Origin of the sequence: Paenibacillus sp. (genome assembly GCF_035645195.1) — a bacterium.
In the GTDB taxonomy this organism is placed as follows: domain Bacteria; phylum Bacillota; class Bacilli; order Paenibacillales; family YIM-B00363; genus Paenibacillus_AE.
The window spans coordinates 1-12,174 of the sequence record NZ_DASQNA010000045.1 but is presented as its reverse complement, the minus strand read 5'-3'; the positions used below and the strand labels follow the sequence as shown (position 1 = coordinate 12,174).

Sequence of the window (12,174 nt, the reverse complement as noted above, 5' to 3'; positions counted from 1 at the left end):
TGCTCCAATGACCGGCCGGCGGCTCGCGCCGGCGCTGGTGTCGTTATCGTGGCTCCATTATAACATCATTCGGACCATTGGTCGCCCTCTCCGCGCACATGGTTCCCTCCGAACGGAAGACCTGTTCCTCCTCAAACTTCCTCGGGAACGCCCAACTCTTCCCTGCTGCAGAGCCCAAGTTCGAGCGCCTTGCGGCGAAGGGTCAAATACAGCTCCGCCTTCGTGGCGTTCACGTACGGAAGGACGAACAGGATGCCGACGAAACAAGCGAGCATTCCGAGCAAATACCAGCCGATGAACGACAGGTCGAGTACGAACATTTTCCACTTCTCGCCTTTCGTCATCTGCTTGCTGAGCTCCACGGCGCGTCTCGTTCCGATCCAAGGGTTGTCGGCAAGAATGTACGGCACCATGCCGTAGGCGTACGCCTTGACGATGCCGGGGATGATCAGCAGCAAAAACCAAAGGAAGTTGAGGAAGCTCATCCAAAACATGCCTTTGACGATCGAAAGATATTTCCCTTTGTTAAACGAATAGCCTAAGTAGTTCATATTGACGTCGTTTTGCGCCGATTGCTTGAAATATTGCCGAGCGCCGACCTCCAGCGGAAGCCGAAGGAAAATTTCGAACGCCAAACCGAGCAGAAAGGCAAGGACCGCAACGGCGATGATGCCGACGATCACGGCGATCGGAACGTCTTCCATTCCACCGAACAGGCCCTCCTCGCCCCCTCCGCCGAAATCCGAATTGAACGAGCAGCCCGAAAATCCGCTGACGACCGCAATGACGAGGCTGACGAGGAATGCCTTCCAGTAAGACGTCCGCAGGACATCCTTCGCTCTCATTTTCAGTTCTTTCCGAGTCCACATTTGCATTTACTCCTTTATCCTTTAATGTACGTAGTACGAACCCTGTTTAAATTTACCATACTTACCGGATGGTTAACGATATTTATTTTTTTTACACTCCGCCGCCTTGGGATATGATACTATATTTTTCTTAGACTATTAATCGGACAACATTTGGGAGAACTCATGAGTATCGAACGCATCGAGATGTTTCAAGATTTAACCAAAATGGAGCTCGCGAAATTACTGGTAAAATTAGAGAAAGCGGCGCTGCCCTCCGGTGCGTTCTTGTTCCGCCAAGGGGACGCCGGCGACCGCATGTACATCGTCGAGAGCGGTACGCTCGAGCTGCTCGCCGAATCGCCCGACGGCGGGCGGCAGGTACTTGCGGTGTTGGGCGCGGGCGATACGCTGGGGGAGATGGCGCTGTTCACGCAGGAGCCGAGATCGGCCAGCGCGGCGGCCTTGAGCGACGTATCCTTATTCGCGATCGGACCGGGAGACGTTCGACCGGCTGATCGAGGATCACGCGTCGCTGTCCGGCTACTTCATCCGCCTGCTGTCGCAGCGGCTGGTCGCCACGAACGGCCGGCTGAGGAAGGCCAACGAGCTGCGTTCGAAGCGGGTCATGGAAGACGTGAACCAGCTGCCGGAGCCCGTGGCGGAGTTCCTTCTCTGGTGCTCCGCGTTCCCGGTCGTCGGCGCCGCTCTCGTCGCGCACAAGTTCGGCTTCGAGGCGGAACGGCAGCGGACACGCTACGCGCAGGTCCGGTCGTGGCTGCAACCGGATCGCCGGCTGGAAGGCTGCTACGCCCTCGATAAAGAAACGAGAGCGCTGCTCCGCAACGAGGCGGCGTCCCGCTACGGTTACCCCGCGCTGCGGCAGTGGACCATTGATGCGATCGCTTTCTACCTCGAAGCCGGTCACGACTTGGCCGCTTGGGCGCTGTACGTCGAACAAGACGATTGGCCGGCGGCGCTGCGCGTGCTGGACGGCGCGCGGGCGCGCATCGGCGCGAACGCGAAGGACGCGGCGTTCGCTTCGTTGAAGAACTGCCCCCTGCCCCTGCTCGCCTCGCACTATGAGCTTATGCTGGATTACCTCGAGTATTGCGCCGCGAGCGAGCCGGAACACGGAATCGCCCTCGTGGAATGCGCGATCGACACGCAAGCGGCCGCGTATTCGGTCTCGCAGCGGATCGCCGTCTACGAACGGGGAGCGGAGCTGAGCAACCGCGCCGGCAAAGACCGTCACGCGGTGGAATATTTGCAGCTCGCGGAACGGCTGCTCGCGTCGTCCGAGCAAGGCGGGCGACGCGCCGCCGAGGAAGGATACGACCGGGCGCGGCAAAAGCTGGATCGAGAAAAGCACCAGCGGCTGGCCGAAGGCGCGAGCCGGTTGTTCAAGAAGGACCGCATGACCGGATGGTTCGCGCTGCTCGCGGCGGCCATCGTCATCGCCCTATCGTACGTCGTACCGCCCGCCGCGGGGCTGTCACCCAAGGCGATGGTGTTCGCCGGCGTCGGCGTCGCGGCGGTCATCCTGTGGGTCGTCAACGTCGTGCCGGACTATATCGTCGCTCTCGGCATGCTAATGTATTGGGTGCTCGGCGGCTTGCTCGAGCCGGAGGTCGCCTTCTCGGGCTTCGCCTCGACGACATGGTTTTACATGATCTTCATCATGGCGCTCAGCGCGGCGATCGTGAAATCGGGCATTCTGTACCGGTTCGCGCTGCATGCGCTGCAGCGGTTTCCGCCGCATTATCGCGGACAGCTGTGGGGCGCCGTCGCCGGCGGCATCCTGTTGAACCCGCTCATCCCGTCCTCGTCGGCCAAGGTGACGCTCGGCGTCCCGATCGCGCGAACGCTGTCGGAATCGATGGGGTTCGCGGAGCGAAGCCGCGGCGCCGCCGGTCTCGGACTGACTGCCATGATTTTCTACGGCTTTACGGCGCCATTCGTCTTGACCGGATCGTACACGAACATGATGGCGTACGGCCTCGTCTCCGGGTCCGCGGGCGACATCGCTTGGCTGCAGTGGCTGCTCTACGCGCTGCCCGCCTTCCTGGTGTTCTGCTTGATCTTGGCCGGTAGTCTCTTTGTCCGGTTCGGCGGCACGCAGGCGGGCCGACCGATCTCGGCGGACGTGCTGGCGGAGCAGCTGCGGCTCATCGGCCCGTTATCGAAGGACGAAGCCGTCTCGCTGGCGACCGTGCTCGGCTGCGTCGGCTTGATGATCCTGCAGCCGTGGCACGGCGTCGACAGCGCGTGGGTCATGCTGGCGGGCTTCGCCGTGCTCGTCGTGACGGGCGCGCTCGATCGTCAGACGATATCGACCGGCATCGATTGGACGTTCCTGCTGTTTTTGGGTGTTGCGTTCGGCTTTGCGGGCGGCGTGAACGAGCTCGGCATTACGGAGGCGCTGTCCTCGTTCCTCGGCGCGCATCTGTCCGCGTTTTTAGGGTCGCCTTACGTGTTTTTGCTCGCCGTCGTCGCCGTATCGTTCGCGGTGACGATCGTCGTCCGCGACGATCCGGCCGTCATTTTGCTCGTCACGGCGCTGCTGCCTTTGGCGCAAGAGGCCGGCGTGCACCCGTGGATCCTCGTATTCGTCATTTTGCTCGGCACGGATCCGTTCTTCTTTACGTATCAATCGCCGACGTATTTAACGGCGTATTACAGCACCGAAGGCAAAGCGTTCACCCATGCGCAAGGACAGAAGCTGGCGCTTCTTTACGCCGCGGCGGTCGTCGCCGCGGTGACGGCCAGCGTGCCGTACTGGCGGTGGATCGGACTCATTCAATAACGATAAAGAAGGCCATTCTTCGTTCGAGAAGAATGGCCTTCGCTTTATTCTTTGACCGAGCCGAGCGTAATGCCGTGGATAAAGAAGCGCTGGAGGAACGGATAAATGACAAGCACAGGAATCATCGCAATGAAAATTTTGGCCGCGTTCAGCGTTTGATTCGACAGCTCGGACAGCTTCTTGTATTCGTCCTCGGTCATCGACGTCGTATCGATGACGACGACCAGCTGCTGAATGTACGTCTGCAGCGGGTACCGTTCCGCCGACGACATCAGCACGAGCCCGTGGAAAAACTCGTTCCAGTGGTACACGATGCTGAACAGCGTAATCGTCGCGAGCACGGGAACGGACAGAGGCACGTACATGCGGAACAGCATGTACCACGGCCCGGCGCCGTCCACGAGCGCCGCCTCGTCGAGCTCTTTCGGCAAATTGCGGAAAAAGTTGACGACGAGGATGACGTGGAACACTTGGACGCCGCCGGCCAGGACGAGCGCCCAAATCGAGTTCATCAGGCCGTATGCTTTCACCGTCATGTACCACGGAATCAAGCCGCCATTGAACAGCATGCAGAACACGAGCAGCCACATAAAGACGTTCCGCATGCGGAACTCTTTCGTCGTTCTCGACAGCGGGTACGCCATCAGCACCGTGACGATCAAGTTGATCGACGCGCCGAGCAGCACGCGCTGCAGCGAAATACCGAACGAATTGATGAACTTCGCGTCGGTCATAATCGTTTGGTAGGACGTTAACGTGAAGCCGACCGGCCACAGCCGGACGATGCCCGCCGCCGCCGCGGCCTTGTCGCTCAGCGATAGCGCCAGCGTATACCAGATGGGCAGCACGCACACGACGGCCGTGCCGACGAGCGCAACCAATAACACCGCATCGAACGCTCTGGCGCCCCATGTCGTCTCTCGGACCATGCGGCAATTCCCCTCCCATCGTTAGAAAATGCGGTAATTGGCGAATCGGGACGCCAAATAGTATGACAGCACGATCAGCACGAAGCTGACGACCGATTTCAAGAGCCCCATCGCCGTCGCCAAACTGAACTGCAAATTGACCAGCCCGGCGCGATACACCCACGTGTCGATGATATCGCCGGTCGAATAGACGAGCGGGTTGTACAGGTTGAACACTTGGTCGAAGCCCGCGTTCAGCACGTTCCCGAGGCTGAGCACCGCAAGCAGCACGATCGTCGTGGAAATGCCCGGCAGCGTCACGTGCCACAGCCGTCTCAAGCGGCTCGCCCCGTCCATCGCCGCCGCTTCGTACAGCGACGGATTGATCGCCGTCAGCGCCGCCAAATAAATGATCGTATTGAACCCGAATTCCTTCCAAACGTCGCTGCCGACGATCAAATACGGAAACAGACGCGCCTCGGCGAAAAACAATATCGGTTCGAAGCCGAACAGCTTCAGCAGCTGGTTGACGGGACCGCCGAACGCGAACACGTCGAGCAAAATGCCGGAAAGAATGACCCAGGACAAAAAGTGCGGCAAATAGACGATCGTCTGCACCCAACGTTTAACGATGTTAATTCTTAACTCATTTAATAATAAGGCGAACATGAGCGGTACGACCAAATTGCCGACGATTTTCAGCACAGCGATGTATACCGTGTTAAACAGCACCGTCCGGCTGTCGGACAACACGAACATGTACTCGAAGTTTTCTAGACCGATCCACTCCGAGCCGAAGACGCCCCTGCCCGGGTTGAAATCCTGGAACGCCATCGCGATGCCGAACATCGGCACGATACTGAACATGACGAGCCAAACCATGCCCGGCAGCAGCATGAGGTAATAATGAAGTTCGAAGCTTCGGGTTTTCACAGCCCTGCCTCCCTCCCGTTCCGCTTGCGGCATAGGGCGCCGGGGAGCCGATGCTCCCGACGCCCGCTGCCAAGCGTTATTCCTGAATCGCTTCCGCGACCTCTTCCGTAATGATGTCTCCGCCTTGCTTTTTCCAATCTTGAACGAATTGGTCGAACGAGTCGAGCGGCGCCGCTCCCATAATGATTTTCAGGAACGTCTCGGTTTCGAGCTTCTCCAAATTCGCCCAGCGGCTCTCCATCGTCTTCGTCTGCGAATACGTCAAGCTGTACACCTCGTTGCGCGGCTCGAGCAGCGGCTTGCCGCCGACGAAGATCGAATACAGCCGGCTCCAAGCGCCCATATCGCTCGTATCCCAATATTGGATATCGTTGTTGTCGTACGGCGGCAGCTTCGTCTTCGTCACCTTGTGCGCGTCGTCGACGAGCAGCTTATAGCCCGGCACGTTCAGCTCTTCCGGTTTCTTTTTCCCCTCCAGAACCTCATGCAGCGTTGTGAGCGTAAATTCGATTTCGTCGACCGGCGCGTACACGATGCGGACCGGGTAATGGTTCAGGCTGACGCTGACGTCGAACATCGCCTCGTCGCGCACGAGCAGGTTCATCAGCTTGACGGCCGCTTCCGGATGCTCGAAGCCTTTGCGCACGACCAAAAATTGGGTGGACGGCGTCGCCATGTGCGGGCTGTATTCGCCGTTAACGTCCAGCGGCAGCGCGTACGATTGCCAGTTGGCGGTCGGGTCGTTCTTGATCGCGTCCGGCAGCGGCCAGTAGCCCATCCAGAACGGACCGAAGAAAATGCCCGATTTGCCGGCCACGATCGGCTCGGTCGCGTCCTTGCGGATGCTCATCTCGCGATCGATCAAGCCTTCGGCGTACATGTCGCGAAGCACGCCGAGCGCCTGCTTCACTTCCGGTTGAATCGAACCGTAGACCGGCTTCCCGTCCTCGCCCTCGAGCCAGAAGCCCGGATACGCGAGGAACGCGGAGAAAATCGGGTCGAGGCCGAACGTGTTGTTGCTGGAGGCGATAAAGTTCGCGTGCAGCTTGCCGCCCGCCTGCGGCCCGGAAATGCCGATCGTATCCTTCTGCCCGTTGCCGTCCGGGTCTTGCTCGATGAACGCTTTCGCCACGGCCCGAAGCTCGTCAACCGTTCGCGGCACCTCCAGGTTCAGCTTGTCGAGCCAGTCTTTCCGGATCCACATCGTATGAACGGCGTCCCCGCGGGCGGTCACGTTCGGCAGCGCCATGATTTTCCCGTCGAACGTCACCGACTTCAGCGCTCGCCCTTCGGTTTTCTCGATAATGCCCTTGATCGCGGGGGAAGCGTACTGTTCGTACACCTGCGTCAAGTCTTGGACTTGGCCCGCCTTCACCATTTGGCGCAGCTGCGCGTCGTTGACGACGACCAAATCCGGAAGGTCGTTGCTCGCGATCGCGAGATTCACCTTCTGGTCGTAATCTTTGCCGGTAGCCGTCTGCCAAATGATTTTCGTTTCGATATTGAGATGCTCCTTGATATGCCGCGTATACTGATTGTTCTCCGGAGTATCGCCCGGAGGCAAGCTCGTGTCCGTCGGATCGATTTGCTGACCGACGTGGATCGTGACCGGCTCGGCGTATTTGCCGAACGGATCGGCCGGCCCTGCGGGCTGCGCGTTCGCGTTCTCCCCGCCCTTCGCGTCCGCGCCGCCGCTGTCGCCCGCCGGCGCATTCGCGCCGTTGCAGGCCGTCACGACGGCGAAACTGAGGGATAGCAGCAAGGTCAGCGCTGTTTTGGTGTTCTTCAAAAGTCTCCCCTTCTTTCTTCGTAAGATTGGCTCAATTGAAGAATAACACGCGAGTAAGCGCTTGCAGGATAGGGAGGCGTCGGAAGGTTAGGGGGACGAATGCCGCGGCTTTCCCCCTATCTACCGAAAGCGGGCGGCGGCCGTCGAACAGCCGTCCACCCTCCGCGCGACAAATGTCTACCCTCGCTGCGCGCGAAATTCGCTAGGCAAGAGCCCCGTGTATTCGCGAAACAGACGGCTGAAATACTTTTCGTCCAAATAACCGCTTCTCTCCGCCACCCATTGCACCGGCTTGTTCGTATGCAGCAAATATTCCTTCGCCTTCTCCATTCGGACCGACCGCAAATATTCGTTAAACGACTTCCCAGTCATCGCTTTGAAGCACTCGCTGAAATAACTTCGGCTCACATTGACGCGCCTTGCGACGTCGGCGGCATGCAAAGGTTGATCCCACTCGGTATGAACGATATGCACCGCCTTCAGGACTGCGCTTTGCACCTCGCTCGATAGGGAACCGTTCTGCGTCGTATCCGCCGTGAGCGCCCGCAAGCCGCACAGCCACTGCTCCGCTTCATACCAGACGTCGACGACCGTCGGCGCCGGAAGCCGTCGCTCCGTCACATGCGCGAAGATGCGCTGCCATTCGCTCTCGATCATATACAGCAGCGACACGATTCTCGGGCTCAGCAGGCGCGCCGCCTTCGTGTCGTCCGCCAGCCGCTTGAACGCAGCCTCGTCCTGGATCCACTCGAGCGACAGCCAGCGCTCGTGCAGTGCCGCGACCTCCTCTTCCGCGGCCGAAGCCGACGGCGCCGTTGACAGCGTCGGCCAATCGAGCTCGATCGCGGCTTGCTCCGGACGATACTCGTAGAACAGCCGCTGATCTTTGAACAAGCGCACCGCGCGGCGCAGCTCCGCGACGCTTCGCCCTGCCGTGCCCGCGACGCGCAGCAGCGCCCGATTGCCCGTCCGCGTGATCCACGCCTCGAGCTCGGGCGCCGGCTTCCCGCCGGACCAAACCGCCGCATCGTCCGTCCAAAGCCAGATCCCCGCCTCCAGCTCGTCCGGCTCTTGCAGCGATTCCGGCAGCTCCGCGAGCGCCGCATCGGCCGCAGCCGCGTCCCCGAAGGCGACGAGCACGCAGGCCGCGTCTCCGAGGAGCCGGCCGTCCGCCCTCCCGTCGTGCCACCCGGCTTGTTCTTGGATTCTGGCGTGCACGCGCCCGAGCACATTCCGGAAGCTGTCCGTTTCCAGCTCCACCTTGGCGATGTAATCGATCGCTCCGAGGCGCAGCGCTTCCTGCACGTACTCGAAATCCTGGTGCAGCGTCAGCACGACCGTATGGAGCCCGGGGTAACGCTTCTTGGCGATCCGCATCAGCTCGATGCCGGACATGACCGGCATCGCCAGGTCGGTCAGCATGAGATCGACTTCGTGCCGCTCCAGAAACTCGAGCGCCTTCTCGCCGTTGTTCGCTTCCCCGACGACCTCCATCCCGAATTCGGACCAAGGCATGACCGAAATCAATCCTTGCCGGACGAGCTTGTCGTCGTCGACGATGAGCACTTTCATCAAGCAGCCCCTCCTTCCTGCGGTTGCGTCAAGGGCAGCCGCAGCAGGACGGTCGTCCCTTCCCCTTCGCGGCTCGCGATTTCCATCGTCGCTTCCCCTTGATAATACGACTCCAACATGCGCTTCACGTAATTCATCCCGATGCCCATGCCGACCTTCGACTTTCTCCGGTTCTCGTTATGCAGCAAGGCGCGAATTTGCTCCTCGCTCATCCCTTCGCCGTTGTCGACGACGCGAATTTCGATTCGATCCCCCGCCGCCTCGACCGACACGCGAATGACGCCTTCGTCGTTCAACCCGTGGTACAGCGCGTTCTCCACCAACGGCTGGAGCACGAAGCGCGGCATAATCGTCCCCAGCACCTTTTCGTCGGCGCGAATGTCCACTTTGAACTCGAAGTCGTAACGGATTTGCTGCAGCGTGACATATTCCCGCAGCGCGTCGAGCTCTTCGCGCACCGTCGATTGCTCCCCTGTTTTGCCGAGGTTGTGATACAGCAATTTGTTCAGCGACACGATCAGGCGGTCGATTTCGGTCTGCCCTTTCATGACGGCCAGCCAATGCGCCGTATCGAGCGTATTCATCAGGAAATGCGGGTTGATTTGGTACAGCAGTTTTTCGATCTCGAGGTCCGCGCGGCGTTTCTCCTTCAGCTCCACCTCTTGGAACAGCCGTTTGATCTCCCTTTTCATGACGCGCATTTGCTTCAACAAGTAATCGAACTCCGGAATGCGCGATTCGATCGCGACCGTTTCGAAATCGTTTTTCGCCATCCGCTTGATTTCCCGATTGAACACGTTCAGCGGCCGGTATACCATTTTCCACAGCAGCCAAGCGAGCAGCAGCGTGATCGACAGCAGCACGAGGCAGAGGAACGCGATCTGATACAGCCACAGGTTCCGTTCTTTCATGTATTCGGCCGTCGGAATGACGGAGACGATGCTCCAGCCCTGATGGCTGTCGGCTTTAAACCAGTAATACCCCTTGTGCTGGCCGGATTGTTCCCCGAGAGCGGCGGGGAACGGCTTTCCGACCGGGAACACGCTCGACAGCTCGTTGAACACGACGCGGCCCGCGCTGTCCAGCACCAAGTAATGCGAATTCGCGCTGAAGCGATTTTGATGCAAAATCATCTCTGCCAGCTTATAACCGGACTCGATATAGACGTACACGTCGTCCCGCGTCGGCAAATCGACCTTGCGCAGCACGGATACGACGATTTGGTCTTGGAAATATTTGCGGCTCACATGCGGCCCAAGGTACGAAATGCGGTGCTGCTGCGCCAATACCGGCAGCGCCGTCGGGTCGAACGGCTCCTTCGCGCCGAAATTTTCGAATAAATAAGAGCCGTCTTCCTGAAAATAATACAACAGCAAGCCGATGTTTGGATTCGTGAACGAAATCGTCCGCAGCTCGTTCACGATCTCATCGATCAATCGGGCTTTCTGGAACGGCTCGGTCTCGTTCAAATGCCGATCGAGCTTGATCCCGACGCTGCCCTGGAACGCGAGCTGCTGCGAGACATGGTTCAAGTTCGAGAAAGCGTTCTCAAGAGACGACTGCGTTTGGCTCAAGTTGTCCCGGATGCCGGATTGAATTTTATTAGTCAAAATCGACGTGATGGTCATATACGAGATCGTAGTGATGACGAGGAACGGCAGCAGGAACGTGATGAGAAAAATGAGAATGATGCGGCGGCGCAGCGTCAAATACGTTAACAGCCGCGTTCCGGAGAACGATCGCTTCATGCGAAGGCCCCTCCCAGCTTCGTAATGATCGGTATTCCCTAGTATAAAGGATGTCCGGCGCTCGCAGGGAAGAAAAATTGGAATATCGCCGACACAAAGCTCCACGAACAGCCGCAAAACAACAAAAAAAGACTGTCAAGGAAATATCCTCAACAGTCTTCTTAGGAATCGGGACGACACGATTCGAACATGCGACCCCCTGGTCCCAAACCAGGTGCTCTACCAAGCTGAGCTACGTCCCGTTAGATGGAGCGGACGATGGGATTCGAACCCACGACCCTCGCCTTGGCAAGGCGATGCTCTACCACTGAGCCACGTCCGCGCAACAATATGATGATGGTGCGGTCGAGAGGAGTCGAACCTCCACGGGTGTTACCCCACTAGAACCTGAATCTAGCGCGTCTGCCATTCCGCCACGACCGCAAATATAAAAGCTGGGGATCCAGGATTCGAACCTGGGCATGACGGAGTCAAAGTCCGTTGCCTTACCGCTTGGCTAATCCCCAAAGGGTATATGGGGCGATCGAGGGGAATTGAACCCCCGAATGTCGGAGCCACAATCCGATGCGTTAGCCACTTCGCCACGACCGCCATAGTTATAACCGGGACAAGAGGAGGTTACCTCTTATGCCCGTATGTAAATGGTGGAGGATGATGGATTCGAACCACCGAACCCGTAAGGGAAGAGATTTACAGTCTCCCGCGTTTGGCCACTTCGCTAATCCTCCATGAAACAAAAGCCATAAATGGCGGAGCCGACGGGATTCGAACCCGCGGTCTCCTGCGTGACAGGCAGGCATGTTAGGCCTCTACACCACGGCTCCGCGTTAAAAAGTTGGTTGCGGGGGCAGGATTTGAACCTACGACCTTCGGGTTATGAGCCCGACGAGCTACCGGACTGCTCCACCCCGCGACGGTATGATATCATGGTGGGCGCTGACGGGATCGAACCGCCGACCCTCTGCTTGTAAGGCAGATGCTCTCCCAGCTGAGCTAAGCGCCCATGTATTGGTGACCCGTAGGGGATTCGAACCCCTGTTACCTCCGTGAAAGGGAGGTGTCTTAACCCCTTGACCAACGGGCCGATATGTAGATGGCGGAGAAGGTGGGATTCGAACCCACGCACGGCTTGCGCCGCCTAGCTGATTTCGAGTCAGCCCCCTTGGGCCACTTGGGTACCTCTCCGTATGGCAGAGAAAGAGGGATTCGAACCCTCGAGACGCTTTAGACGTCTACACGATTTCCAATCGTGCTCCTTCGACCGCTCGGACACTTCTCTTTAGATTAAATGTGTAAGGCTTGGCGGCGTCCTACTCTCCCGGGACCCTGCGGTCCAAGTACCATCGGCGCTGGAAGGCTTAACGTTCGTGTTCGGGATGGGTACGCGTGGTTCCCTTCCGCCATTACCACCAAACCTGTAGTTCAGAGATTGCTCCCTGAAAACTGGATGCGAATCGAACGAACATCGTTTTGGATAAGTCCTCGACCGATTAGTATTCGTCAGCTCCACGCATTGCTGCGCTTCCACCTCGAACCTATCAACCATGTCGTCTACATGGGGTCTTCAAGC

At 58.8% G+C, this 12,174-nt stretch carries 7 protein-coding genes, 12 tRNA genes, 2 rRNA genes and 1 pseudogene; 2 read left to right on the top strand and 20 right to left on the bottom strand.

Annotation, left to right across the window (positions count from 1 at the left end):
* Window positions 1-131 precede the first annotated feature (131 nt).
* Complete coding sequence (locus tag VE009_RS24780; RefSeq protein ID WP_325012410.1) at window positions 132-869, bottom strand: DUF975 family protein; 738 nt, start codon at window positions 867-869, stop codon at window positions 132-134.
* 165 nt (window positions 870-1,034) lie between these two features.
* Between VE009_RS24780 and VE009_RS27310 the strand changes: the two are divergent.
* A pseudogene (locus tag VE009_RS27310) lies at window positions 1,035-1,343 on the top strand (cyclic nucleotide-binding domain-containing protein); the annotation flags it as partial.
* Window positions 1,344-1,476: 133 nt separating this feature from the next.
* Complete coding sequence (locus VE009_RS24775) at window positions 1,477-3,654, top strand: SLC13 family permease (protein ID WP_325012408.1); 2,178 nt, start codon at window positions 1,477-1,479, stop codon at window positions 3,652-3,654.
* A 44-nt stretch (window positions 3,655-3,698) separates the two neighbouring features.
* Here the strand turns inward: VE009_RS24775 and VE009_RS24770 are convergent, their stop codons facing one another.
* The 19 genes from VE009_RS24770 to VE009_RS24680 form a co-directional block, all read right to left on the bottom strand.
* Entirely contained in the window at window positions 3,699-4,583 is an 885-nt protein-coding gene (locus VE009_RS24770) for a carbohydrate ABC transporter permease (RefSeq protein ID WP_325012406.1), read from the bottom strand.
* A gap of 21 nt (window positions 4,584-4,604) precedes the next feature.
* Window positions 4,605-5,528, bottom strand: a complete 924-nt coding sequence (locus VE009_RS24765) for an ABC transporter permease (protein ID WP_414694931.1) — start codon at window positions 5,526-5,528, stop codon at window positions 4,605-4,607.
* Window positions 5,529-5,571: 43 nt separating this feature from the next.
* Window positions 5,572-7,284: an extracellular solute-binding protein gene (locus VE009_RS24760; protein ID WP_325012404.1), complete on the bottom strand. Its 1,713-nt coding sequence runs from the start codon at window positions 7,282-7,284 to the stop codon at window positions 5,572-5,574.
* A gap of 177 nt (window positions 7,285-7,461) precedes the next feature.
* Entirely contained in the window at window positions 7,462-8,856 is a 1,395-nt protein-coding gene (locus tag VE009_RS24755; RefSeq protein WP_325012403.1) for a helix-turn-helix domain-containing protein, read from the bottom strand.
* Window positions 8,856-10,604 (bottom strand): sensor histidine kinase, encoded by a 1,749-nt coding sequence (locus VE009_RS24750; protein ID WP_325012402.1) that lies wholly within the window; start codon window positions 10,602-10,604, stop codon window positions 8,856-8,858. The genes VE009_RS24755 and VE009_RS24750 overlap by 1 nt, the downstream gene beginning before the upstream one ends.
* Before the next feature lie 168 nt (window positions 10,605-10,772).
* Window positions 10,773-10,846, bottom strand: a tRNA-Pro gene (locus tag VE009_RS24745).
* Between the two features lie 5 nt (window positions 10,847-10,851).
* A tRNA-Gly gene (locus VE009_RS24740) sits at window positions 10,852-10,926 on the bottom strand.
* Window positions 10,927-10,941: 15 nt separating this feature from the next.
* A tRNA-Leu gene (locus VE009_RS24735) sits at window positions 10,942-11,027 on the bottom strand.
* A gap of 11 nt (window positions 11,028-11,038) precedes the next feature.
* Window positions 11,039-11,110 (bottom strand) — tRNA-Gln (locus VE009_RS24730).
* Window positions 11,111-11,119: 9 nt separating this feature from the next.
* A tRNA-His gene (locus tag VE009_RS24725) sits at window positions 11,120-11,195 on the bottom strand.
* Between the two features lie 51 nt (window positions 11,196-11,246).
* Window positions 11,247-11,332: transfer RNA gene (locus VE009_RS24720), tRNA-Tyr, on the bottom strand.
* 19 nt (window positions 11,333-11,351) lie between these two features.
* Window positions 11,352-11,428: transfer RNA gene (locus VE009_RS24715), tRNA-Asp, on the bottom strand.
* A gap of 12 nt (window positions 11,429-11,440) precedes the next feature.
* Window positions 11,441-11,517, bottom strand: a tRNA-Met gene (locus VE009_RS24710).
* Between the two features lie 14 nt (window positions 11,518-11,531).
* Window positions 11,532-11,607 (bottom strand) — tRNA-Val (locus VE009_RS24705).
* Between the two features lie 6 nt (window positions 11,608-11,613).
* Window positions 11,614-11,688 (bottom strand) — tRNA-Glu (locus VE009_RS24700).
* 10 nt (window positions 11,689-11,698) lie between these two features.
* Window positions 11,699-11,789, bottom strand: a tRNA-Ser gene (locus tag VE009_RS24695).
* A gap of 3 nt (window positions 11,790-11,792) precedes the next feature.
* Window positions 11,793-11,883 (bottom strand) — tRNA-Ser (locus tag VE009_RS24690).
* 18 nt (window positions 11,884-11,901) lie between these two features.
* Window positions 11,902-12,018 (bottom strand): 5S ribosomal RNA (gene rrf, locus VE009_RS24685).
* A gap of 56 nt (window positions 12,019-12,074) precedes the next feature.
* Window positions 12,075-12,174: ribosomal RNA gene (locus tag VE009_RS24680) — 23S ribosomal RNA — on the bottom strand; the annotation flags it as partial.

Coding starts and splice junctions, on each gene's coding strand:
- VE009_RS24780 (WP_325012410.1), bottom strand. CDS start 869: ATGTGGACTCGGAAAGAACTGAAAATGAGAGCGAAGGATGTCCTGCGG.
- VE009_RS24775 (WP_325012408.1), top strand. CDS start 1,477: ATGGAAGACGTGAACCAGCTGCCGGAGCCCGTGGCGGAGTTCCTTCTC.
- VE009_RS24770 (WP_325012406.1), bottom strand. CDS start 4,583: ATGGTCCGAGAGACGACATGGGGCGCCAGAGCGTTCGATGCGGTGTTA.
- VE009_RS24765 (WP_414694931.1), bottom strand. CDS start 5,528: ATGCCGCAAGCGGAACGGGAGGGAGGCAGGGCTGTGAAAACCCGAAGC.
- VE009_RS24755 (WP_325012403.1), bottom strand. CDS start 8,856: ATGAAAGTGCTCATCGTCGACGACGACAAGCTCGTCCGGCAAGGATTG.
- VE009_RS24750 (WP_325012402.1), bottom strand. CDS start 10,604: ATGAAGCGATCGTTCTCCGGAACGCGGCTGTTAACGTATTTGACGCTG.